Source organism: Catenulispora pinistramenti, assembly GCF_018274385.1.
Lineage (GTDB): Bacteria > Actinomycetota > Actinomycetes > Streptomycetales > Catenulisporaceae > Catenulispora > Catenulispora pinistramenti.
Map to the genome: position 1 here is coordinate 21,669 of NZ_JAAFYZ010000052.1, position 23,159 is coordinate 44,827.

Below are 23,159 nucleotides of genomic sequence, written 5' to 3' on the forward strand. Positions count from 1 at the left end.
CGTGGTGGCGGACACCGCCCGCAGCTGCCACGGATCAGCGCACTCCCCGCCTGGTCACCGGGACTCCCGTAGGACCGCCGCACCTCAACTACATCAGCCCCCGAACACCCTCACCTCCGGTTGCTCCGGATCGTAGGCGGCCCAGCCGGGATCGCCGTCGCGGGCGAAGGCGGTCCAGGCTCCGTGCATCGCCTCGGCGAGCCCCTCCGGTGCGGGATCCGGGCCGAGCAGGCCGCTGTCGCCGTGCAGCCACGGCTCGTCGGCGAGGTCGAACACGTAGGGCAGCTCGGTGGTGTGCGTGGCCCCGAGCCGGCCGTCGAGTGCCGTCGAGCGCTGAGCGAATGAGTAGACGTACGTTCGGCGTCCCGAGATGCGGGAGTGCGCCTCGGCCATGCGCGTGGTGCCAGCGCCGAACAGTGCTGCGCCGAGTAGTGCCGAGCGCAGCTCGCCGGGATGGGCGTTCGGCCGGGCTGCTTTGACGGCCGCGACCGTGGCGCCGGGATCGGCGTAGCCCGCTGCGGCGACGGCGAGGACGTCGGCCTCGGTGGAAGGCTCCAGTTTGCCCTGGGGCACGAGGTACAGGTTCCCCTCCTCGATGTTGTCGCCGATGAGCACGCTGACCTCGGCGGCTGGACCGTCGGCCAGCCCATCGGCGGGTTGGACGGGCAAGACCAGGCTGAACGGACTCAACCCGAGCAGCGGGTCCCGGGCCGTGGCCGTCCGCAGACCGAGTCCGGACAGCTCCGGCAGGATGCCCAGGAGGTGCTCGTCCGGAATCGCGGCGAACTGCTCGGCGGACGCCCGGATGCCGAGCGCCTTCGCCGCCGCTGCGGTCACCCGCTCGGCCTGCTCGGGGGTGAAGGCACCAGTGCCGCTGCCGCTCTGCACTATCGCGCGGCGGAACAGGCCCGCCGCCTCCGGCGCCGCGAGGAGCGCACCGACGATCGTCGCGCCCGCCGACTGACCGAAGACGGTGACGTTGCCGGGGTCGCCCCCGAACGCGGAGATGCCGTCGCGGACCCAGCGCAGCGCGGCCAGCACGTCGAGCAGGCCGCGGTTGGCCGGGGCCCCGGGAAGGTCGAGGAAGCCCGGAATGCCGACCCGGTAGTTGACCGTCACCAGGACGACTCCGTCGCGGGCGAAGGCCTTGCCGTCGTACAGCGCGGCGCGGTTGGAGCCGCTGACAAAGCCGCCACCGTGCACGAAGACCATGACCGGACGCTTCCCGCCATCAGCTGCGGGGGTGCGGACGTCGAGGGCCAGGTACTCCGCACCCGGCACCCAGCCCGGTCCGAAGTAGGGCGTCATGTCGAGTCGGCCGAAGGGCCGGGCGGGCTGTGGTGCCGTCGGCGCCGGCTCGGTGGCATCCCTGATCCCGGGCCAGCCGGGATGCGGTTCCGGTGCGGCGAAACGTCGGGCGCCTTGTGGTGCCATCGCATACGGGATGGCCCGGTACAGGTCGCCGAACCGGTCGCGCAGACCGCGCACGGAGCCGGCGTACGTCTCGACGACCGGGGGTGATTGCTGGGGCATGGGAACACTTTCTTTCGATGGAGCGGCTTCAGGCGATGCGGGAGAATCCCGCCCACTCCCTGATCGCGAACTTCGACCCGTCCTTGTCGACCTCGGCCGCACCCTGCCCGCCCAAGTGCGCCGGGAAGACGAGGGCGTTCGTCTCGGCGGCGCGGCCCAGCAGCTTGTGCCGGGTCGCCCGGGCCTGGGCCGGGTCCTCGCAGAAGCAGGAATTGGTGTCCGGCTCCATGATCTGCACGACGGTGTGCAACAGGTCCCCGACGAAGAGCGCACGATCGCCACCCGACTCCAGCGTCAGGACGGACGAACCCGGAGTGTGGCCGGGCGCCGACTCCAGCCGCAGGTTCTTGTCGATCTGGTAGGAGCCGTCCCACAGTTCGGCCAGTCCGGCCTGATGGACCGGGACGACGCTGTCCTCGAACACGTTCTGGTTGCCGCGGCCGAAGACCGTTTCATGCCCGTTGGCCGGGTTCCAGAAGTCGTAGTCCCGCCGCGGCATGAGGTAGGTGGCGTTCGGGAAGGTCGGCACCCACGTGCGGCCGTCGAGGTAGGTGTTCCAGCCGACGTGGTCGATGTGCAGGTGGGTGTTGACCACGATGTCGACGTCTTCGGGCCGGACGCCGGCCGCCGCGAGGTTTTCGAGGTAGTCGGTGTCCAGACGGCTCCAGACCGGCGCGTAGGGCCGGTCTTTGTGATTGCCCACGCCGGTGTCGACGAGGATCGTGCGTCCTTCGCTGCGCAGCACCCAGGACTGGAGCGCCGTGTTGCACTCGTTCGTGGCGGGGTCCCAGAAGTCCGGCACCAAAACGGGGTGGGCCTGCTGCCAAGCCTCGTCGGAGGTGTCCGGGAAGAACTCCGCCGGAGTCATCCCGACTGGGCCGTAGTACTCCTTGACGCGAGCGACGGTGACGTCGCCCAGGGTGATCTGTTCCATGGTCTTCCTTGTCGATCGGGCGCATGGCCGGGTGCTTCCGAGCTTCGGCGACGCCGGCCGGGCCGACCAGACCCGCTCTGTCCTACCCCTGGCAGGGAGTGGCTGCGTCCTTCACCGCACGGCAGACTGCATGTATGGACGGACCTGGCCCACTGGGCGACTTCCTGCAGGCACGCCGGGCTCAACTCCGGCCCGAGGACATCGGGCTGCCCCCGTTCGGGCCTCGCCGGGTGACCGGACTGCGCCGGGAGGAGCTGGCGCAGCTGGCGGGCGTCAGCGCCTCCTACTACACCCGGCTCGAACAAGGGCTGTCGCGCGGCGCCTCGCAGGAAGTCCTGGACGCCATCGGGCGGGCCCTACAGCTCAGCGACCACGAGCGCGATCACCTCACCCGCCTCGCCGACGCGTCACGCCGCACGACCCGGACCCGCCGGCCCCGGCCGGAAAAGGTCGCCGAGGAGACCCGGGACCTGATGCGCGCGATGGACGGCGTCCCGGCTCTGGTCCTCGGGCGGCGCACCGATGTGCTCGCCTGGAACAGCCTGGGCCACGCCCTGCTCGCCGGACACGTGGATCCACTCGCACCCCACGACCCGGCCCACCGCCCGAACATGAGCCGCATGCTGTTCCTGGACCCGCACTGCCGCGAGCTGTACCGGGACTGGAACCGCAAGGCCCGCGCCGTCGTGGGCAACCTCCGCACCGCGGCGGGCCGGCATCCAGAGGATCAGCTGCTGGCCGAGCTGGTCGGCGAGCTGACGATGAAGAGCCCGGAGTTCGTCGCCCTGTGGCGGGACCACAGGGTGTCGGCCTGCGATCCGGTGTCCTACGACCTGCACCACCCGACGCTGGGCTCACTGACGGTGACGCAGCAGTCGCTGGCACTCATCCGCTCGCCGGAGCAGGTCCTCGTGGTGTGCACGGCACGCGCCGGCTCGTCCTCGGAAGCCGCCCTCGCTTTGTTGCGGCAGGCAGGCGCGGCGCAGGCACAGGCGCAGGCACAGGCACAGGCGCAGGCGCACCCGGCGGAGCGCGATGCAGCAGAGCGGGAGGGCTTGAAGTCCCAGAACTAGTGCTGCATCAGGCAACGTTTGCCCGGGAGTTTTCGCGATGTGGTTCGCGACATGCCGGTCGGGGGGCGGGATCCGTTTGGCGGGTGGAGTTTGCTGGGGCTGGAGTTTGTGGGTCGGGTTGCGGTTGGTTTGTGGGTTTCAAATGCATTTTACGGCCTTCGGTCATAGTTGTGCCGGTTCGGGGTTCGGGTCGGTGGGTGTGTTTGTCGGCTGCCGGTTCGCGCGTTCACAACCCCGCCCCACCTCAGGCCTCTTCAACTCCAGCAAGTCAGGGCAAGGACAAAGGGCCAGATCAAGAACAAGATCAATAGCCACAAGCAAGATCAAGAGCCACAAGCAAGATCAAAGTCAAGAGCTGTGGTGAAGGGCCGGGCCTCCGGCGGGCCTCGGCAACCTCAGGGAAACTAGCGCGGTTCCCTCGGGTGGCTGATCTAGTCTCAGCGGCTGCGGCCTGTGAGGTGGTGCGGTCCGTTCCCCTCGGTCGCGTCGTCAGCCCGGGGGGTACAGCACCGGTGTCCGGGGGTAAAGTCCGCGCGCTTGCGGTCATGTGTGTGAGCTGCGGTTTGTGATAGCGCGAACTTGACCCCCGGCCACCGGCACTGTAGGCGAAGCCCTGCCGACGCGACCGAGGGGAACGAACCGAAAACCAGCCGGAGAAATACAAAACGCAGGGAACGAGGACACCGGTTGGCTGCTGCGGCTGCCGGTGAGGTGCTGGCGGCGGGCCGGTGGTCAACTGGTCGAGAACATGCCCGAGTGCGGTCCGGTATCCGATATGCCTTATGCGGCAATGGACTGGTCGTGCTCGCAGCAGCCAGGCGCCGACTGCCAACATCCCCCCGGGCAGACCATGCCATCCGCCAGCATCGGCCATGGCGGCCAGGCCAATCAGCTATCCGGCGGCAGCCATCTTGGCGGACAGGCGAGCCCGCGCCCACACCTGCACCCGCCAGCCCGGAATACGCGCCCTCGGCACTGCCGCGCTGCCAGTACCCCGACCGGCGGCCGAACTCGCCGAGCCGCCGGTACCGAACCACTGGGCTTTGCCATTCTTCCGGTCGGTTTTCGGTTCGTTCCCCTCGGTCGCGTCGGCAGGGCTTCGCCTACAGTGCCGGTGGCCGGGGGTCAAGTTCGCGCCGTACGAAACCGCCGCCTACCTGCATGTCCGCCGCGCGCGGACTTTACCCCCGGACACCGGTGCTGTACCCCCCGGGCTGACGACGCGACCGTGGGGAACGGACCGCACCACCTCACAAACCGCAGCCGCTGAGACTAGATCGGCCACCCGAGGGAACCGCGCTAGTTTCCCTGAGGTTGTCGAGGCCCGCCGGAGGCCCGGCTCTTCATCACAGTTTTTGATCTTGCTGTTGATCTGGTCTTTGATCTGGCTCTTGCCCTTGCTCTGACTTGCTGGAGTTGAAGAGGCCTGAGGTGGGGCGGGGTTGTGAACGCGGGAACCGGCAGCCGACAAACACACCCACCACCCCGAACCCCGAACCGGCGCAACTATGACCGAAGGCCGTAAAAATCGCCTTTCAACCCACACGTCAACCGCAACCCGCCCCACAAACCCCAGCACCCCAGCAAACTCCGCCCACCAACGAATCCCGCCCGGCGACCAGCACGTCGCGGACTCCCGGGGCGCGAACTCCCAGGCAAACGTTGCCCGACACGGCACTAGCCCCGCGGCTCAGGCGACCGCGACGCTCCCGGCCAGCTGCAGATCCCCCAAGAAGGCCAGTACGTCCTTAGCCTCCTCGGCCGCCAGCTCCTGGAACTGCGCCAGCGCCCGTTTCGCCATCGCCGCCGCGGCACCCCGCTCCGCGGCCCGCACCCGGGCCAGCGCGAGCAGCGCCAGGCCCTCGTGGTAGCGGTCGCCGGCGGCCTGCGTGATTCGCAGGGCCCGCACCAGGCAGCCTTGCGCTGCGCCCGCGTCGCTGAGGCCGTTGTGGGCCAGGCCCAGGTTGATCAGCAGGTTCGCCTTCAGCAGTGGACTGCCGCAGGCGTGTGCGTCGATGAGGCCGGTCTCGGCGTGTGCGACCGCCTCGGGCCAGCGGCCGGTCTCGGCGTAGAGCTCGCACAGTACGTCCTCGGCGGTCGCGCGGTGGTAGCCGTCTGCGCATTCCCCGGCCAGCGCCACCGCTTCCAGCGCCGCGGCCAGCCCCTCCTCATAGGCCTTCGACACGCGCAGCACCGAGGCAAGCGTGCTCAGCAGGCTGACTCGCAGCAGCGGCTCGTCGGAAGCCTCCAGCAAGTCCAGCCCCGTACACAGATCCGTCACCGCGGCATCCGTCTGTCCGGTACGACAATGCGCGACGCCCATGTGGTTCAGCAGCACCGCACGCGCCCGCCGGTCGCCCGACGCCTCGGCCGAGCGCATCGCGATCCGGAGCAGCTCCAGCCAGTCGGCCGCCGATCCGCTCGCGTAGAAGTAGTCGAACATCAGGTACGTCAGGCGCCACGTGGACAGGTGATCAGCAGACCGTGCGGTGCTTCGGATGAGCGCACTGATATTCGGCCACTCCTGCGCACACCACCGCAGGAATTCGCCCTGGCCGCCAAACGGTCGCGGTTCGTGCCGGAAGTCCTCGGGCTCCAAGCCGGAGTCCACTTCCACGATCCGTCGCCGGCCCGCACCCACCACCTGCGAAAGCGTTTCCGCGTACCAAGCGCTCACCCGATCCCGCGCCGCCCGGACCTCGCCGTCGGGCAGTCCACGTGCCAGCTCCCTGATATAGGTCCGCGTCAAGTCGTGCATCGTGTAGCGATCGCCGTGCTGCTCCAGCAGGTGCTGCGCACTCAGCTTCTGCAACACCTCCGTGGCTTCGGCGACCGACACGTCCAACAACGCCGCCGCGCAGTAGCGCCCGATGCTCACGCCCGGGAACGCGCCGAGCATCCGGCAAGCGCGGGCCGTGTCGGCGTCCAGCGCGTCGAACGAACAGGCCATGACGCTGCGCACCGAGCACAGGTCGTCGTTCTCCAACCGCAGCGTGTCCAGCCTCTGATGCGCGTCCTCCAGGTTCCCGACCAGATCCGCGATCCGCCCGTCGGTGACCGTCACCAGCTGCTCGGCCGCGATCCGCAAGGCGAACGGCAGGTGGTCGCACAGCTCCGCCAGCCGCCGCGCCGCCCCGACCTCGGCGTTGATCCGCGCCGCGCCGACCGCGTCGGCGAGCAGTCCCAGCGCCTCGGCCACCGGCAGCGGGGCCAGCGTGACCCGGCGCGCGGCGTACTTCACGGCCAGCCGGCCGAGCCGCTCCCGGCTGGTGACCATCACGAAGCTGGAACCGGTGCCCGGCAACAGGTCCTCGACCTGTTCGGCCGACCGCGCGTTGTCCAGCAGCACCACCATCCGGCGTCCGGCCACCATGCTCCGCCACAACGCCACCCGCTGCTCGTGTTCGGCCGGGACCGTCGAGACGCCCAGCGACGCCAGCAGTTGGTGCAGCGCGGCGGATGGGGTCAGTGCCGGATGTGTCGGGTCGAAACCGCGCAGGTTGATGTAGATCTGGCCGTCCGGGTACGCCGAGCGCAGCAGATGGCCGCAGCGCACGGCCAACGTGGTCTTGCCGATGCCGCCGACCCCGACCACCATCACCACCCGCGGCGAGGAGTTACCGTCGGCGCCCGCGTGCGCCAGGACCTGCTGCACCTCATCCGACCGGCCGATGAACGACGCGCTGTCCCGAGGCAACTGCGCCGGCAACGTCGGCGACGGCGCGGTCGCCGGGAGGCTCCGCAGGCCTGGCAGCTCCGGCATCTGTGGCATCTGCGGCCGGTCCGGCAGCACCGGCGACGCGACGGAACTGACAGCCACAGTCCCCACAGCCACAGCTCCCACAGCTCCCACAGCCCCCAGCGGACGCAGCAAATCCGTGGCCCGACCACGCCGGCCCGGCGCATCCTGAGCCAGGATCGCCATCTGCACCGCCCGGGTCGAGGCCTCCGGCTCGATCCCCAACTCCTCGCCCAGCACCCGGTGCAGCATCTGATACTGCGCCAACGCATCAGCGGTCCGGCCGCTGCGATGCAACGCCATCATCAGCGCCGACCGCAGCCGCTCGTCGAACGGGTGCGCCCGCGCGTGCCGCTCCAACTCGTCGGCCGCCGCCGCGAAATCCGCCGACCGCGCGTCCCCGGCGTCGACCATCAGCTCGGTCCGGTCCACCAGCAGCCGCAGCCGCATGTTCGCCAACCGGGCCCGCTGCTCGGCGGCGAACGGCCCCGGCAACGCCTCAAGCGGCCGGTCGCTGCGCCACAACGCCAACGCCGAGTCCAAAGCGGCGATGGCGCTCGGCCGGTCGCCGTCGTCGCGGGCCGCCCGGGCCCGGGCCGCCGACTGCTCGGCGCGGTTCAGGTCCAGCGCTTCGGGCGCCAGCCGCAGCAGATAGCCGGAACTGCCGCCGGCCAGCACATCGCCGAGCCCTGACAAGATCCGTCGGAGCCCGGAGACGTAAGTGTGCAGATTCCCGGCGGCGGTCATCGGGACGCCCTCGCCCCAGATCCGGTCGATCAACTCCCCGCGCGCCACCACCGTGTTCGCGGCCATCGCCAGCACGGCGAACACCGCCCGCTGCTTCGGCGCGCCCAGGCTGATCTCCCGGTTCCCGGCGTACGCGCGCAGCGGACCCAGGACCTCGACGCGGAGCCGTCGACCGCCGTCTTCCATGCTCGCGTGCCTCCCTGACGATCCGCTTCCCGCCCCGAATGTTGCTTCGCCTGCGATTCGGAGTGGTATTCGCATTGTTTACGCTTGGATCGGTGTCAGGTCAAGGTGTCAGCGGTCTGACGTGGCTAGGACAGCCTGTTTGGACAGGTTTCCGCCACGCGCGCGAAGGCCGCGCGCTCCGGGTCGATCCCGGAGAGCGCGGCCCCGCTTCCCCTCAGGCGTGCTCCAACGGCCGCTTCCCGTGCAGCCGCACCGGCTCACCCAGCAGCCCGGTGTCCAGCGTCCCGGCGGCATCGGCGACCAGCCGCCAACTGGCGTTCTTCAAGCTGCCCAGCACCACCACCGACCACCGGCCGTCGGCCGTGCCGGCCAGGGTGCTGATCCGCTCCGGCTCCCGGCCGCCCGGTGCGCGCGCCAACACCAGCACGCCGCCGTCGGCCTCGTCCAGAATCGCCGCCGCGGCCTCGATGTTCGGCGCGTCCTCGACCCCGGGCATCTCCCCGGAACCGAAACCGCCGCCGGAACTAGAACCCGAACCAGAACCAGAACCAGCACCGGAACCGCCACCAGAACCGAACCCGATCCGCAGCACCACGGTCCCCCGGGCCCAAGGACTCCCGGACAGCTCGCGGACCCAGTCCGCGACCAGAGTCCGAGTCAGGCGCGCGTCGCCCTCCAGGCTGATCACGCCGTGCGCCTCGGCCAGGTTCAACAGAACCCTGCCCTGGTCGGAATCGCCGGTGGAGACCAGCCGCGGATACGGCGCGGGCAACGCGTCGTCGACCGGCGCGCTCTGCAGCAGCCGCAACGGCGCGGCCCACGACCGGCCCTGGTGCTCGGCGCTCCAGCCGTCCGGCGGCTGCTCGTCCGGGCGGGCCAGCCGCAGCGTCAGGGTGTCGGTGCCGACCACGACCGCCGCGACGCCCGGCAGCGGACGTCCGGCCTGCACGCAGGCGGTGGCCAGCGTGCGCAGCACCCGGTCGATGGTCCACGCCGCCGCGTCATCCCGAGGCGCGACCGGTCCCGGCTTGCGGGACCTGCGCCCGCGCGTCTTCGCGCCCATCTTGGCGAACAGCCCGGCCCGCAGCGCCCACCACACCAGGCCCGCGATCACCAGCACCGCCACCACGATCGCCAGGATCAGAACCAGCGGACTGCTCGACGAACTCTTCGACTTCGACGAAGCGGGGGCGGAAGCCGAGACCGGTGCGCTGTGTGAGGCACTGGCGCCGGTGCTCGCCGATCCGGCCGTGGTCGGTGCCGCGCCAGAGCCCTGAGAAGGTGCGGGCTGTCCGGGCGGCGCGGGTCCCAGGAACGGCAGCGGACCGGCGATGAGCCCGTCGCCCTTGGCGTCGTCGGGCAGTTTGACGAACCAGCCGGGGGTGATCTTCGCCGGGTCGGTGAACAGGCGGCCGTCAGGCTCCTGACGGTTCTTGTTGATCGCGAAGATGTCCTGGGCGCGGTTCTGGTTTCCCAGGAACCGCTGCGCGATCTCGGCCAGGAACTCCGGCTTGCCCTGGTAGCCGTCGGCGACCCAGTAGTACTTCACCGGCGTGCCGCTCGGGTCGAAGTGCAGCGTGGGGAGCACGCCGGTGATGACGCCGTCGCCGACGGCGTCGTTCGGCAGTTGCAGGAACCAGCCGGGGGAGATCTTCGTCGGATCGGCCACCGTGGCGCCGTCCGGCTCCAGGTGCCCCTTGTTCAGGTCGAAGATGTCGGTCGAGCGGTTCCCGTTGTGCAGGAACCGCTGCGCGATCTCGAACAGGAACTCCGGTTGACCCTGGTAGCTGCTGGTCACGACGTAGTACTTCACGGGGGGCGGCGCCTGGGCCGCCCTGGCCGTCGCCGGCCACACCGCGGCCAGCAGGACGAGCGCGGCCGCGACGACGGACGTCAGGGCGCGGCGCAGCACGGTCACCGGCATCGGGGCCTCCTGCCTCACGTGGGTTCACGACGCTTGAATCGTTGGCCCGGCCGGGCCTGGGTGTCAACGCAGGACCCTGGGTCCCTGGGCCCATACGCGCAGATCAGAGCCTGGCCCGGTGGCCCGGGCCGCGCCTAGCGTGTCCGGTGTCCGCCGCACACACGTGTCGACGCAGCAGCGCCCGGCACCGTTTCGAAGGGAGCATCCACCGATGCCGAACCTCAACGTCACCTACGGGGAGATGTCGGACGCCGCGACGCGGATGCGCAACGACAAGGCCGACATCGACTCCAAGATCGCCGAGTGCAAGAGCATCGTCGACACCCTGACCGCCTCCGGCTTCGTCACCGACCAGGCCTCCGGCCGGTTCGACGACGTCCACAACGAGTTCGTGACCTCCGCGAACCAGCTGATGGACTCGCTGGACCAGCTCTCGGGGTGGCTGGACAAGGCGGTCTCGGCGATGCAGGACATGGACACGCAGATGGCGCAGTCCCTGCCGCAGAAGTGACCGGTATCTGAATCAGCACTCTGGCTCAATCAGCGGATCTGGGAGAGGCGACCGCCATGCGCATGCTGATCACCGTGGCCCGGCCGGCGGGCCGGTCGCATGACGTCGTGGTGGACGCCGATCCCACGACACCGGTCCGGGACGTCGTCAAGGGGCTGCTGGACGTGGTCGGCGCGGACGCCGTGGCCGACGTCGCCGAAGCCGTGTTCCTCGACGGCGTCCGCGTGGACCTGGCCGGCCCGCTGGGCACCGCCGGGATCCACGACGGCGCGGTCCTGTGGCTGGGCGCCCCCGGCGAGGCCGGGGAGCCCGGCCATCCGGCGGCTTCAGGCTCCGGCCTGGTCACCATCCGCGCCGTCGCCGGCAAGGACAGCGGCCGGGTCTGGCACCTGGGCGCCGGCGTGCACCAGATCGGCTCGGACCCCTCGTGCGCGGTCCGGCTCGGCTCGGGCCAGCCCGGCGTCGTGGCCACCGTCCGGGTCAGCCTGGACGCCTCGGTCCGGATCCGGCCGGTCGCCCTGCGCGAGCCGCCGGAGCTGGACCGGGTCCCGCTCGCCGACGCCGCCGCCGAGACCGACTGGCCCGAGGCCGTGCAGGTGCGGATCGGCGAGAGCCGCTACGAACAAGGCGCGGTCCGGCAACCCGACGCGATGATCGAGGTCTCGCCGGAAGGCGAGTGGCTGGACTACAACCGGCCGCCGCGGCTGCTGCCGCCGGATTCCCGCAACTCTTTCCGGCTCCCCGCCGAGCCGGCGCCGGCCCGCCAGAGCCCCATGCCCTGGATCACTGCCCTGATGCCGGTCGGCCTGGGCGTGGTGATGACGGCCATTCTGCACAACACCAGCTATCTGCTGATGGCCGGGTTCTCGCCGGTGATGATGATCGGCAACTGGCTCAACGGCCGCCGCACCGGCAAGGTCGGACACCGCCGGATGCAGGCCGAGCACGTCGAGCAGCTGGCCGCCGCCGAGCAGGACATCGGCCGCGCGATGGAGCTGGAGCGGTTGCGGCTGCGGTCCTGGAGCCCGGACGCCGCCGAGCTGCTGCTGATCGCGACCGGTCCGCGAAGTCGCCTGTGGGAGCGCCGTCGCAGCGATCCCGACCACCTCCTGGTCCGGGTCGGCCTGGCCGATCTGGACAGTTCAGTGGTGGTCGAGCAGGTCGACGGCGCGCAGCGCACCTCGCAGCACCGCACGGCCCACGACGCCCCCGCGGCGTTCTCCATCGCGCAGGCCGGTGTGGTCGGTGTGGCCGGGCGCGGGGAGTGGCCGCGGCGCATGGCACGCTGGCTGGTCGGCCAGATCGCGGTTCTGCAGAGCCCGCGCGACCTCCAGCTCTACGTCCTCACCGACCCCGCCGGCGACAGCCTGTGGGACTGGGCCACCTGGCTCCCGCACGCCCGGCCGAGCCTGGGACAACGAGCCCTGACTCTGGTCGGCGCGGACGCCGAGACGCTCGGCCACCGCGTCGCAGAGCTCGGAGATCTGATCGCCGCGCGCCAGCGGGCCCGGCTCGACTCCGGCGCCGGCGCGGGCCGTGTCGACCCGGACATCGTCGTCGTCCTGGACGGCGCGCTGCGGCTGCGCGCGCTGCCCGGCGTCGTCACGGTCCTGCGCGAAGGCCCGGCCGTCGGCGTCTACAGCATCTGCGTCGACGCCGACGAGCGCACGCTGCCCGAGGAGTGCACGACGATCCTGGCCGGCGGCATCCCCGGCCAGCCGGTGAGCCTGCGTCAGCAGCGGGCCGCGCGGATCGACGGGATCCTGGCCGACGACGTGAGCGCCGACTGGTATCCGGTGGTCGGCCGCCGCCTGGCGCCGCTGCGCGACGTCAGCGAGGTGGCCGGCGGGATGGCGCTGCCGGACGCCGCCCGGCTGCTGGACCTGCTGGATCTGTCCGACCCGAGCCCCGCAGTCCTCAGCGGACGCTGGCACGCCGGAGGCCGCAGCACCAAGGCGATCATCGGCGCCTCGCTCGACGGCCCGTTCGCCCTGGACCTGGTCGCGCACGGCCCGCACGGCCTGGTCGCCGGGACGACCGGCTCGGGCAAGTCAGAGTTCTTGCAGAGCCTGGTCGCCTCGCTCGCGGTCGCCAACCGGCCGGACGCGATGACCTTCGTCCTCGTGGACTACAAGGGCGGCGCGGCGTTCAAGGACTGTGTCGACCTCCCGCACACCGTCGGCATGGTCACCGACCTGGACACACACCTGGTCGAGCGCGCGCTCACCTCGCTGGGCGCGGAGCTGACGCACCGCGAGCGGCTGCTGGCCGCCGCCGGGGCCAAGGACCTGGAGGACTACCTCGACTACGCCACCCGGCGGCCGGACCTGGCACCGATCCCGCGACTGCTGATCGTGATCGACGAGTTCGCCTCGATGGTCCGCGAACTGCCGGACTTCGTCACCGGTCTGGTGAACGTCGCACAGCGCGGCCGTTCCCTGGGTATCCATCTGATCCTGGCGACCCAGCGGCCGTCCGGCGTGGTGTCCGCCGAGATCCGGGCCAACACGAACCTGCGGGTGGCGCTGCGGGTCACCGACGCGGGGGAGAGCACCGACGTCATCGACGCCCGGGACGCGGCGAGCATCTCGCCCACGCATCCCGGCCGCGGCTACGCGCGCCTGGGTCACAGCTCCCTGCTGCCGTTCCAGACCGGCCGCGTCGGCGGCCGGCGGCCGTCCAAGGACCGCTCGGTCGCCGCGCCGGCGCCGTTCCTGCGTCCGGTGGACTGGCTGGATCTGGGCCGGCCGGCACCGGAGCGGCCGGCCGCGGTCGCCGAGACCGACGTGGTCACCGACCTGTCGGTGCTGGTCTCCGCGCTGCGCCAGACCACTGATTTGCTCGGCCTGCCCGAGCAGCGCCGCCCCTGGCTGCCGCCGCTGCCGACGGCCCCCGTGGTGGAACTCGCCACCGAGCCGACGCCCGCGGAGTCCGGCGAGCCGGTGTTCTCCTGGGCGATCCAGGACCTCCCGGCGGCGCAGGCGCAGGAGCCGGTCACCATCGATCTGGCCACGTTCGGCCACTTCCACATCATCGGCGCGCCGCGCTCGGGCCGGTCCCAGGCGCTGCGCACCATCGCAGCCGCCGCGGCCAGTGCCGCCTCGGTACCGGACCTGCACCTGTACGGCCTGGACTGCGGCAACGGCGCGCTGCTGCCGCTGAGCAAGTTCCCGCACTGCGGCGCGATCGTGCAGCGCTCGGAGACCGAACGCGCCTCCCGGCTGCTCAAGCGGCTGCACGCCGAGGTGATGAACCGGCAGCGGATCCTCGGCGAGGGCGGGTTCGCCGACGTCACCGAACAGCGCCGGGCCAGTGCGCCGGAGGAACGGCTGCCGCACATCATGCTGCTGCTGGACCGCTGGGAAGGGTTCATGGGGACGCTCAGCGAGCACGACAACGGCTCGCTGACCGACATCATCCACACCCTGATGCGCGAGGGCGCCAGCGTCGGCGTGCACGTGCTGATCGCCGGTGACCGAACCCTGATGTCGGGCCGCATCAGTTCCCTGACCGAGGACAAGCTGGTACTGCGACTGCCGGACAAGTCCGACTACTCGTTGGTCGGTCTGAACCCGCGCACGATCCCGGAGAACATGGCGCCCGGCCGTGGCTACCGCTCGATGGGCTCCACCGAGACGCAGGTCGCCCTGGTCGCAGCCGACCCCTCCGGCCCGGCGCAGGTCTCCGCGCTGCGGTCACTGGCCTCCCAGCTGACCGACCGCGAGGTCGACGTCCCCAAGAGCCAGCGGCCCGGCCGGATCGCGGTGCTGCCGGCACAGCTGACGTTCGAGGAAGCATGGGGCTATCTCGAAGAGGAACGCAAACAGCCCTGGGCGTTGCTCGGCGTCGGCGGCGACGAGTTGGAGCCGGTGGGCGCGACCCTGTTCGGCGACCGGCCGACGTTCCTGATCGCCGGACCCTCTGGATCCGGGCGCAGCACGGCGCTCGGGGTGATGGCCGAATCGCTGCTGCGCACCGGCGCCGAGATCGTGATCGGCGCGCCGGGCCTGACGCCGCTGACCGCGCTGGTCGGCCGCCCGGGGGTGCGCGGCGTGGTGAGCGCATCGGACCCGGTCGAGGAGGAACTGGCCGCGCTGCTCGACCCGGGCGAGGGCCCGGTGGTGCTGATCATCGACGACGGCGAGGCCTGGCGCGAGTGCCGGGCCCGGGAATGGCTGCGGTCCTACGTCCGCACCGGTTCGGGCCGTAACAGAGGCCTGATCCTCGGCGGCGAGATCGGCTCGGTGGCGATGGGCTTCTCCGGCTGGCAGGCCGAGGTGAAGAAGAACCGCCGCGGCGCGCTGCTGTCCCCGCCCGAGCTGAGCAACGGCGACCTGGTCGGCATCCGGCTGGCCCGCTCCCAACTCGCGCCGCGCGTGGTCCCCGGCGCCTGCCTGGTGCACCTCGGCGACGGCGTCCTGATGACCGCGCAGATCCCGACCGTGAGTCCTGACCAGAACCGGAACCAGAACCAGAACCCGAACAAGGAGCCCTGATGGCCGACCTCATCGTCAGAGACGACCTGGTGAGCCTGCTCAACGATCTCAATTCGCTGATCGGCGAGTTCGAGGGCGCGCTGGACTTCCAGAACGAGGACAAGGGCCTGTGGGGCCAGAAGAACGCCAACTTGTCGATGGGCGACTTCGCCGCCAACTGGCGGATCCACCGCGACTCCATGGTCAAGGACATGAAGTCGCTGCGGGACTCGGTCGACAAGATCAACCAGGCGTGGCAGCAGGGCGACCAGCAGCTCGCCGACAGCCTGAACCAGCAGTCGTGACCCGGCGGGAGGAACCGTGAGCATCCGCAACCTGGGCAGCTGGGAGGCGCTGGGCCTGGACTCCGATCCGGTCCACGCCGACCCGGACGAGGTCGCCTCGGCCCAGCAGCGCTACCAGAACATCGCCTCCACCATCGACGACGCCGTCTCCCGGCTGCAGAAGGTGATGGACGACAACGCCGACGGTCTGGTCGGCCAGTACATCGACGGGCTGCGCAAGAGCGCGGGCTCGCTGCACGACGAGTTGCAGAAGGCCGGCGTCCGCTATCACGACGTCGCCGACCAGATCAAGATCTACGAGCCCGAACTGCAGACCGGCCTGGACGAGACGGCCGCGGCGCTGAACGACGCGAACAGCGCCGCGGGCCAGCAGAAGCAGGCCACTTCGATGCCCGACCCGCAGAAGGGCACGGACGGCACCGTCTCGCCGCAGGAGCAGCAGAAGGGCACTGACAAGACCAACGCCGAGAACCAGGCCAACGACGCGCTCTCCGCCGCCAAGAACCGGCTCAACAACGCCCTGGACCAGCTGAACGTGGCCGGCAAGCGGTTCGGCGACGCGGTCAACAGCAAGAACTACCACGACGGCCTGACCGACACCTTCAAGGACAAGCTCGACGAGATCCTGGGCTGGTTCAGCAAGATCCTGGGCTACATCGGCATGGCGCTCGGCGCGCTGGCGCTGCTGGTCCCCGGGTTGGACATCGTGGTGTTGGCCGGGGTGGTGGTCGGGGCGGCGTCACTGATCGTCAACTCGATCCTCTACGCCGACGGCAAAGGCAGCGTGTTGGACGTGGTCTTCGGCGCGATCGGCCTGGGCCTGGGCTTCATCGGAATCGGGGCGGCCCAGCTGGCCAAGGGGCTGGCCAACGACGCCAAGGCGCTGGCGGGCATCACCGGGCGGCCGGGCGCGCCGCAGCTGGGCTTCGCCGACAACACCTTCGGCGGGGACCTGAACAACATCCCGCTGCGCCCCATCGGCCCGGCCCCGTCCACCATGAACGACCAGTTCCTGATCGACCCGGTGACCAACGCGGCCACCAAGTGGGACCACATGTCCGACTGGTACAACAACCCGGTCACCAACAGTGCCCTGGCCTGGCTCGGCGGCAAGGCCGGCAACCTGCCCGGCATGCTGGGGTTCTACGGCGGCAAGATGGGCGCCGTCCCCGAGATCGGGTTCTGGGGGTCGGCCGGCAAGCAGATCGGCGACGCCTGGAACATGTGGAAGGGCCTGGGCACCAACCCCCTGAAGAGCATCGCCGACTGGGCCGGCGTGCTCGGCGGCTGGAGCGGCTACAAGGGGCTGGCCGGGATCATGGGTGCCGTCGGCGGCAAGATCAATCCGGCCTGGTACGTCTGGGGCGGCTTCAACGCCATCTTCGGCCTGGGCATCGGCATCTCCTACACCGGCGGACGCGAGTCCGGCCTGATCCCCGCGGTGAATCCCTGATGGCGGTAAGGAAAGGAGACGACAGCCATGACAGCGGACGATGATTCGGCCGAGCTCACAGTGCCCTGGTTCTGGGGCCGGGTCCCCGATCCCGGCGCCACCGAGGACGAACAGAGCGCCTGGGCCGACGGCGTGGTCGAGATGTTCGAGGAGTGGACCCGCGACGGCTGGGACGAGGACTTCCGCCAGCGCTGGATCGCCGAGGAGAACCTGCCCGAGGACTACCCCTTCACCGCCGACAACATCGGCCGCGGTGTCGCCCGCTGGCTGACCGACCGCGCCGCCACCCTCCCGGTGTGGCAGCGCATGGCCTGGGGCACCGCCTTCATCCAGGGCTGGCCGCGCTGGTCCCCGGTGCCGGTGGTGGTCGAGTACCGGGCACCGGTCGCCGACGACCCGATCTATCTGATGGAACTCGTCGGGGCCGACTCCGGCGGCGGCGAGCCGGCGTCGTCCGACGGCGGCCTGGGCCTGGGCCGACAGATCGAGTACGTCAGCACCCCGTACGGCGACGGACTCCGCGTACTCAGCGTGCAGCGCACCAACGACCACCTCGCCTACGGCCGGCTGGACGCGGCGATGCGGCTGGACTGGCCGGCCGCCGAGGACCGGCCGGCGGCGCGGGTCGACGTGCTGCTCACGACCCGGGTGATGGATCTGCAGCTGATGGGGCTGATCGGTCCGGGGGTGGAGAAGCTGATGCAACAGATCGCCGAGCATCCGAAGCCGATCGGGCCGAATCCTGAGCCCGCAAGGGATTCAGCGCTTGGTTCGACCTCCAGGACGAACGCCGGGACGACGACCGACCCGACCGCCGGCGCCACGTCGAACACACCGACCGCCGGCGCCACGTCCAACACGAACACGAACACACCGACCGTGCCGAACCAGATCCCGCGGGCCGAGCCCGCCAGGGGGTGAACCGATGATCGACGTCGAACTGGTGCTGCCGGCCGGCTGGGCCGTCCTGCCGACCGCCCCGGACACCGAACGCGTGCGCAAATGGGCCATCGACGGCATCATCGGCCGCGCCCTGCCCGCCACCCTGCCCCGCGACCGCGCCGAACCCTGGCGCCGCGAACTGCGCAAGCAGCTCACCGCCAGCACCGACGAGGCCAGCCGCCAAGGCGCGCGCTGGGTCGTCATGCCCCTGCGCGAGTTCAACAGCACCCGCATTCCCGGCTCGATGCTGATCACCATCCTGGAAGACCAGGATCCGCAGGACCCCGAGCAACTGCTGGCCTCGATCCTGGACGACGCCGGACCGGACGGGTCGTGCGTCGACATCGGCGGCGCCACCGCCGCGCGGATCTCAGCCGTCATCCACCAGGAGATGTACGGCAGGGACACCGTCGGAGTCCGGGTGTCGTACTACCTGCCGCACCCGGCCCGCCCCGGCGTCTGGGGCCTGATGACGTTCTCCGTCCTGGCCGGCGCCGACGTCGACGACCCCGTGGTCCGCGCCATCGTGTTCCTCTTCGACACCATCGCCGCCACTTTGCGCTGGGTGGAGCGCGACGCCGCGCCGACCCAGGACGAGGTGCTGGCGATGGTCACCGCGACCGTCGCGGAGCTGGAAGGAGTCGCCTCCTGAATCAGGGGACGATGACGTCCGTCGTCCACTGTTTCTCGTCGGGGCCGATCAGGGTGAGGAGTTTGAGCAGTCCCTTCGGTCCGCCGACCTCATTGAGCCCACCGGCGTTGCCCGGGGCCTCCACACAGGCGTCCAGGCCCGCCGAGGTCTTGCACTTGTCATCCTTCGTTCTGCTCACCGAGCCGTGCGGGCCGACCTCGATGTCGACAGGCCCGCCGTCTCTATCGAAGACGAGTATCGCGCTCCAGGTCCCCGGCGCTCCGTCGCCGAATCCGCCCGGGCGCCACAGGAAGGCTTGGTCCGGCTGGAGGTCCGCTGGAAGTCCCGCCACGGTGAACGGCATGGGAACCTGCGCCGGAGTGTCAGTCACCTGCGTTGCGATGCGCAGCAGCGTCGCCTGCCATTGCACCGAGACCGGGACGGAGGCTGGCGGAGCGCTGTCGCCAGAGGCCGCCGGGTCCACCGGTACCCCGCTGATCTTGGAAACGGCGGCGGCGGACTGGTTCCAGTTGACGTCCCAAGTCAGCATGAACCACCGGCCGCCCTGCGCGGGGAAGCGCAGCTGGAAGAACCCCGCGAACTGACCTTGATTCCCGGATTGGGTGACCCAGTACGCCTTGCGCCCGTCGTCCAGAGTCGCCGGGATCATGCGCTCGTGGATGTTGGGCGCGCCGGGGCCGTCGCCGGGAAGCGGCTGGAGATCGACGCGGGGTGCGCCCTCAGGCGACTTGTTCCCCTGGGCGGTGACATCACTGTCGTGGCCGTTGACCGCGGCCTCGTAGCTCACGTTCGGCAGCGAGTCGGGCAGCCATCCGAAATGGGCGACCGTGGCCAGCGGATCGGCGCCGATTCCGGATCTGGCCGCCGCGGCGGCGGAGATCGCCGATGGCGCCGTCGGGGCGAACGCCGCCGCGATCCCGAAAACCGCCGCCACCGCGAGTGCACCGCTGCCCCCGACAGCCGAGGCCCGAGCCGCCAACACCCGCCGTCGGCCCACGGCGGCCACCCGAGCCGGATCGAACGGGCTCGGCGGTGCCGGGGCGTCGGCCAGGTCGGTCAGCCGCGAGCTCAGGCGGTCGAAGCCGGGCCCGTGGAAATGGTGTCTATCGAAATCGTGTCCGTCGAAGCCGGGCCCGTCGAAATCGTGCCCGTCGAAACCGTGTCCGTCGAAGTCATCGCTTCCGTGGAGTCCGTCGTTCACAGTCCTCGTCCTTCCATGGTGTCGGCGGCCCCGGATTCCAAACGGACCCGCAGCGTCTTCAGGCCGTGCCAGGTCTGGCTTTTCACGTTGCCCGCCGAACACTGCAGGATCTCAGCGGTCTGATCGACTGACAGGTCGCAGTAGTAACGCAGCACCACGGCCGCACGCTGCCTCGGCGGCAGCGCCGCGAGCGCGGCGCGCAGGTCCAGTGCCGCGTCCAGGTCCAGCACCGTCGCCGACCGGGCGTCGGCCAGCACCTCCGGGTCCGGCTCCCGCTCGTGGTTGACTACGCGCTGCCACCAGGGCCCGCGCTGTTCGGCCAGGAACACGTTGATCAGCGTCCGGCGCGCGTAGCCGTCGATGTTCTCGACCTGCCCGGCCCGGTGCCAGCTGGTGTAGAGCCTGAGCATGCTGGCCTGGACGAGGTCGTCCGCGCGGTGCCAGTCCCCGCACAGCAGATACCCGACCTTGCGCAGCCACGGCGCGCGTGCCCTGGCGAATTCGGTGAACTCGGCGTCCCGCGCCAGTTCCCCCACAGCCGTCCCCCTGTCTCGATCACAGCGTGGATGCACACTGCCAGATCACTAATGCGTGGGCCCGTGCCGAGGGTTGCATCGCGTGGACCGACTTCTTCACAGTCGCGGCGGCGGTTGTACGCTGACCTCTGTGACGAACCGAGGAGCGACCGCCGCGAGACTGCTCGCCGCCTTCGCCACGCTCCTGGTGCTGTTCGGCGGGCAGAACACCGCCGTCCTGGTCGCCTCGGCCTCCGCCCTGGCGCTGCTCGCCGCCGCACTGCGGCGCAGCGCGTTCTCGGTGCTGATGGCCGGGACCGCGGTGGCCGCGCAGACCGCCGCCGCCGCGCGATCCTTGTTGCGCGACACGGCGTTCCTGCCGCAACGCGACCCCGATGCGGCCGGCAAGCCCCATCCCCGACCGCCGGGATCGAACCCCGCGACCGTCTGACCGGCCGCCGCGCTGATCCGCGATCGCTGATCCGATAGCGCTGATCCGCCACCGCTGACCCGCGGCCATGCCGGCCCGGTCCATCTCGCCGATCTCATCCATCCGCAAGATGCCCGAAGGGGTTCGCCATGCCGTTCTACTCCCTGCTCACCCCGGCCATCGTCGCCGCCTACCACGCCGTCACCGGCCTGTCCGTCGTGCTGGTCCCGGTGCTCGGCGGCCTCGGCCCGGCCGTCGCGATCGTCGTGTTCACCGCCGCCGTCCGCCTGTGTCTGCACCCGCTGAACCGGGCCCAGATGACGGCGCAACTGTCCGGGCAGAAGGCCCGCGCCGCGCTCGCCCCGGCCGTGCAGAAGCTCCAGCGCAAGTACAAGAACGACCCGCTGCGCGCCCAGCGCGAGACCGTCGAGTTGTACCGGGCCAACGGCGTGAAGCTGGCGCCCGGCATCGGACTCGGGCTGGTGCAGATCCCGGTGTTCATCGTCGTGTACCGGCTCTTCGTCTCGCCGACCATCGGCGGGCACCACAACGCACTGCTCAGCGACCAGCTGTTCGGCGTCGGCCTCGGCTCCCACTTCCGGGACGTCTTCAGCGGGTCGTCAGTGGCGCTCGGGCACGCCGCGGTGTTCGTGGGGCTGATCGCGGCGCTCGCGGTCCTGGCCACCTGGTCCTCGCGCCGGATGCGGGCGAGTGCCGCGCTCGACGCAGTCCCGGTGACCGGTGCGAGTACCCCCGCCCCCGGCGTCACCAAGCTGATGTCCCTGCTGCCGTACTTCTCAGTCCTCGGGGCCGTCGTACTCCCGGTCGCCAGCAGCCTCTACGTCGCGACCACAACCCTGTGGACCCTCGTCGAACGGCGCCGAATGGTGGTGCAGCCCGCTCAGTCCTGAACCACGGCTCAGTCCTGAATCACCCACTGGCTGCCGTCGATCAGCTCCCGCACCACATCCAGATGCCCGGCGTGCGTCGCGGTCTCGGTGATGTGGTGCAGGACGATCTGCCGCACCGAGTCCAGCCGCCACGTGCCGAACACGTACTCCGGCCACCACGTCGGGGCGGCGTCCAGATCGCACTCGGCCAGCACCGCGTCGGAGCGTTCGGCCTCCGCGCGGTAGCGGGCGAACACCTCCTCGGCCGGCAGGTCCGCGTCGAGCTTCCAGCCGCCGGGCTCCCGGCGCTCCACGGTGTCGATGACCTCCTGGTCGCGGGCGATGACGCCGCGGAACCAGAAGCGCTCGTCGTCATAGGTGAGATGGCTCACCAGCGCCAGGCAGGTCCAGCCGGACGGCAGGATCGGGCGGCGCAGCGTCTCGGCGTCCAGGCCCTCCAGGGCGCCGAGGACGTGTTCGCGCTGGCTGCGCAGGTAACGGAGCAGGTTCGCACGTTCGTCAGTCACCCCGCGCATTGTTCGCTACCCGGCGTGACCTTGCCAAGTGGAAACGATTTTCATATGCTTCCGGCTGTCGGGACTTGAAAACGGTTTTCATCATCAAGCTCATGAGCGTGAGCCTGCACATAGAGGGGGTCTCCATGAACGGGAGTCTGAAGCGCGCGGCCGGCGGCCTGCTGGCGGTCGGGGTGGCCGTGGCGCTGACCGCGGGCTGCTCGACCAAGTCGACGGCCAAGCCCGCCGCCGCGGCGGTCCCGGGCGGCCAGGCCGGGTCCAGCACGAAGATCGCGGTGGTCGCCGCCGAGAACTTCTGGGGCTCGATCGCGCTCCAGCTCGGCGGGACGCACGTGGCCGAGACGTCGATCATCACCAACCCGGACACCGACCCGCACTCCTACGAGGCCACCCCGAACGACGCCAAGCTCATCGCCGGCGCGCAGCTGTTCATCCAGAACGGCATCGGCTACGACACCTCCTGGGCCCCCAAGCTGGTCTCGGCCAACCCGGCCTCCGGCCGCGACGTCCTGACCGTCGGCGACGTGGTGGGCCTCAAGGACGGCGACAACCCGCACCAGTGGTACTCGCACGACAGCGTCTACAAGGTCATCGACGCCATCGTCGCCGAGTACAAGAAACTGGACCCGGCCGACGCCTCCTACTTCGACACCCAGAAGCAGAGCTTCGAGAACACCACGCTGGCCACCTTTAACCAGCTGGAGTCCGAGATCAAGACCCAGTACGCCGGCACCCCGATCGGCGCCTCGGAGTCCATCGTCTCGCCGCTGGCCGACACCCTCGGCCTGAAGATGCTGACGCCGTACTCGTTCCTGAAGGACATCTCCGAGGGCAACGACCCCTCGGTGGCGGACAAGACCACGATCGACGGCCAGATCAAGGGCAAGCAGATCAAGGTCTACGTCTACAACTCGCAGAACTCGACGCCGGACATCGCGGCTCAGGTCAACGAGGCCAAGGCCGCCGGGATCCCGGTGACCACCGTGACCGAGACCCTCGCACCGGCGTCCGCTACCTTCCAGGACTGGATGGTCGGCGAACTGCAGGGGCTGAAGGCGGCACTGGCCCAGGCGACGGGCCACTGACGCCCTGGCGGAAGCAAGCGGGCGGCGG

The 23,159-nt window shown here is 70.4% G+C and carries 17 protein-coding genes; 10 read left to right on the forward strand and 7 right to left on the reverse strand.

All coding sequences use genetic code 11. The annotated features are described in order from the left end of the window. Window positions 1–93: 93 nt before the first annotated feature. Together KGQ19_RS17155 and KGQ19_RS17160 are read right to left on the reverse strand one after the other, a co-directional pair. The gene (locus KGQ19_RS17155; RefSeq protein ID WP_212010178.1) at window positions 94–1,533 is read right to left on the reverse strand and encodes a carboxylesterase/lipase family protein; all 1,440 of its coding nucleotides are present in this window, start codon (window positions 1,531–1,533) and stop codon (window positions 94–96) included. 28 nt (window positions 1,534–1,561) lie between these two features. Next, window positions 1,562–2,467: an MBL fold metallo-hydrolase gene (locus tag KGQ19_RS17160; protein WP_212010179.1), complete on the reverse strand. Its 906-nt coding sequence runs from the start codon at window positions 2,465–2,467 to the stop codon at window positions 1,562–1,564. 134 nt (window positions 2,468–2,601) lie between these two features. On the opposite strand from KGQ19_RS17160, the gene KGQ19_RS51085 reads away from it, so the two are divergent. Continuing rightward, on the forward strand, window positions 2,602–3,540 hold the full coding sequence (locus tag KGQ19_RS51085; protein ID WP_212010180.1) for a helix-turn-helix transcriptional regulator: 939 nt from the start codon (window positions 2,602–2,604) through the stop codon (window positions 3,538–3,540). A gap of 1,690 nt (window positions 3,541–5,230) precedes the next feature. On the opposite strand, the gene KGQ19_RS17170 is transcribed toward KGQ19_RS51085, so the two are convergent. Next, on the reverse strand, window positions 5,231–8,212 hold the full coding sequence (locus tag KGQ19_RS17170) for an AfsR/SARP family transcriptional regulator (RefSeq protein WP_212010181.1): 2,982 nt from the start codon (window positions 8,210–8,212) through the stop codon (window positions 5,231–5,233). Window positions 8,213–8,426: 214 nt separating this feature from the next. Then, the gene (locus KGQ19_RS17175; RefSeq protein ID WP_212010182.1) at window positions 8,427–10,136 is read right to left on the reverse strand and encodes a hypothetical protein; all 1,710 of its coding nucleotides are present in this window, start codon (window positions 10,134–10,136) and stop codon (window positions 8,427–8,429) included. 211 nt (window positions 10,137–10,347) lie between these two features. Here KGQ19_RS17175 and KGQ19_RS17180 point away from each other — a divergent pair, with 211 nt between their 5' ends. The 6 genes from KGQ19_RS17180 to KGQ19_RS17205 are packed head-to-tail and all read left to right on the forward strand — an operon-like array spanning window position 10,348 to window position 18,474. Then, the gene (locus KGQ19_RS17180) at window positions 10,348–10,647 is read left to right on the forward strand and encodes a WXG100 family type VII secretion target (RefSeq protein ID WP_212010183.1); all 300 of its coding nucleotides are present in this window, start codon (window positions 10,348–10,350) and stop codon (window positions 10,645–10,647) included. Between the two features lie 56 nt (window positions 10,648–10,703). Beyond that, entirely contained in the window at window positions 10,704–15,143 is a 4,440-nt protein-coding gene (locus KGQ19_RS17185; protein WP_212010184.1) for an FtsK/SpoIIIE domain-containing protein, read from the forward strand. Next, window positions 15,143–15,427, forward strand: a complete 285-nt coding sequence (locus tag KGQ19_RS17190; protein ID WP_212010185.1) for a hypothetical protein — start codon at window positions 15,143–15,145, stop codon at window positions 15,425–15,427. The genes KGQ19_RS17185 and KGQ19_RS17190 overlap by 1 nt, the downstream gene beginning before the upstream one ends. 16 nt (window positions 15,428–15,443) lie before the next feature. Continuing rightward, on the forward strand, window positions 15,444–16,880 hold the full coding sequence (locus tag KGQ19_RS17195; RefSeq protein WP_212010186.1) for a WXG100 family type VII secretion target: 1,437 nt from the start codon (window positions 15,444–15,446) through the stop codon (window positions 16,878–16,880). Between the two features lie 27 nt (window positions 16,881–16,907). After that, window positions 16,908–17,801 (forward strand): hypothetical protein, encoded by an 894-nt coding sequence (locus tag KGQ19_RS17200; RefSeq protein ID WP_212010187.1) that lies wholly within the window; start codon window positions 16,908–16,910, stop codon window positions 17,799–17,801. Between the two features lie 4 nt (window positions 17,802–17,805). Next, window positions 17,806–18,474 carry a hypothetical protein gene (locus KGQ19_RS17205; protein ID WP_212010188.1) on the forward strand — a complete coding sequence of 223 codons (669 nt, stop codon included), beginning with the start codon at window positions 17,806–17,808 and terminating at the stop codon, window positions 18,472–18,474. A gap of 1 nt (window position 18,475) precedes the next feature. On the opposite strand, the gene KGQ19_RS53435 is transcribed toward KGQ19_RS17205, so the two are convergent. Both KGQ19_RS53435 and KGQ19_RS17215 read right to left on the reverse strand, forming a co-directional pair. Beyond that, on the reverse strand, window positions 18,476–19,675 hold the full coding sequence (locus tag KGQ19_RS53435; RefSeq protein ID WP_212010189.1) for a hypothetical protein: 1,200 nt from the start codon (window positions 19,673–19,675) through the stop codon (window positions 18,476–18,478). Continuing rightward, window positions 19,672–20,211: a SigE family RNA polymerase sigma factor gene (locus tag KGQ19_RS17215; protein WP_212010190.1), complete on the reverse strand. Its 540-nt coding sequence runs from the start codon at window positions 20,209–20,211 to the stop codon at window positions 19,672–19,674. The genes KGQ19_RS53435 and KGQ19_RS17215 overlap by 4 nt, the downstream gene beginning before the upstream one ends. 130 nt (window positions 20,212–20,341) lie before the next feature. Between KGQ19_RS17215 and KGQ19_RS51915 the strand changes: the two genes are divergently transcribed. Both KGQ19_RS51915 and KGQ19_RS17225 read left to right on the forward strand, forming a co-directional pair. Then, the gene (locus tag KGQ19_RS51915) at window positions 20,342–20,641 is read left to right on the forward strand and encodes a DUF6412 domain-containing protein (RefSeq protein WP_212010191.1); all 300 of its coding nucleotides are present in this window, start codon (window positions 20,342–20,344) and stop codon (window positions 20,639–20,641) included. A gap of 128 nt (window positions 20,642–20,769) precedes the next feature. Next, window positions 20,770–21,531 carry a YidC/Oxa1 family membrane protein insertase gene (locus KGQ19_RS17225; protein WP_212010192.1) on the forward strand — a complete coding sequence of 254 codons (762 nt, stop codon included), beginning with the start codon at window positions 20,770–20,772 and terminating at the stop codon, window positions 21,529–21,531. An 8-nt stretch (window positions 21,532–21,539) separates the two neighbouring features. On the opposite strand, the gene KGQ19_RS17230 is transcribed toward KGQ19_RS17225, so the two are convergent. Further along, window positions 21,540–22,037, reverse strand: coding sequence for a DinB family protein (locus KGQ19_RS17230; protein ID WP_212010193.1), 498 nt, complete (start codon window positions 22,035–22,037; stop codon window positions 21,540–21,542). Window positions 22,038–22,138: 101 nt separating this feature from the next. Between KGQ19_RS17230 and KGQ19_RS17235 the strand changes: the two genes are divergently transcribed. Further along, the gene (locus KGQ19_RS17235) at window positions 22,139–23,131 is read left to right on the forward strand and encodes a metal ABC transporter solute-binding protein, Zn/Mn family (RefSeq protein ID WP_230418785.1); all 993 of its coding nucleotides are present in this window, start codon (window positions 22,139–22,141) and stop codon (window positions 23,129–23,131) included. The last annotated feature ends 28 nt before the right edge of the window (window positions 23,132–23,159 follow it).

Coding starts and splice junctions, on each gene's coding strand:
- KGQ19_RS17155 (WP_212010178.1), bottom strand. CDS start 1,533: ATGCCCCAGCAATCACCCCCGGTCGTCGAGACGTACGCCGGCTCCGTG.
- KGQ19_RS17160 (WP_212010179.1), bottom strand. CDS start 2,467: ATGGAACAGATCACCCTGGGCGACGTCACCGTCGCTCGCGTCAAGGAG.
- KGQ19_RS51085 (WP_212010180.1), top strand. CDS start 2,602: ATGGACGGACCTGGCCCACTGGGCGACTTCCTGCAGGCACGCCGGGCT.
- KGQ19_RS17170 (WP_212010181.1), bottom strand. CDS start 8,212: ATGGAAGACGGCGGTCGACGGCTCCGCGTCGAGGTCCTGGGTCCGCTG.
- KGQ19_RS17175 (WP_212010182.1), bottom strand. CDS start 10,136: ATGCCGGTGACCGTGCTGCGCCGCGCCCTGACGTCCGTCGTCGCGGCC.
- KGQ19_RS17180 (WP_212010183.1), top strand. CDS start 10,348: ATGCCGAACCTCAACGTCACCTACGGGGAGATGTCGGACGCCGCGACG.
- KGQ19_RS17185 (WP_212010184.1), top strand. CDS start 10,704: ATGCGCATGCTGATCACCGTGGCCCGGCCGGCGGGCCGGTCGCATGAC.
- KGQ19_RS17190 (WP_212010185.1), top strand. CDS start 15,143: ATGGCCGACCTCATCGTCAGAGACGACCTGGTGAGCCTGCTCAACGAT.
- KGQ19_RS17200 (WP_212010187.1), top strand. CDS start 16,908: ATGACAGCGGACGATGATTCGGCCGAGCTCACAGTGCCCTGGTTCTGG.
- KGQ19_RS17205 (WP_212010188.1), top strand. CDS start 17,806: ATGATCGACGTCGAACTGGTGCTGCCGGCCGGCTGGGCCGTCCTGCCG.
- KGQ19_RS17225 (WP_212010192.1), top strand. CDS start 20,770: ATGCCGTTCTACTCCCTGCTCACCCCGGCCATCGTCGCCGCCTACCAC.
- KGQ19_RS17235 (WP_230418785.1), top strand. CDS start 22,139: ATGAGCGTGAGCCTGCACATAGAGGGGGTCTCCATGAACGGGAGTCTG.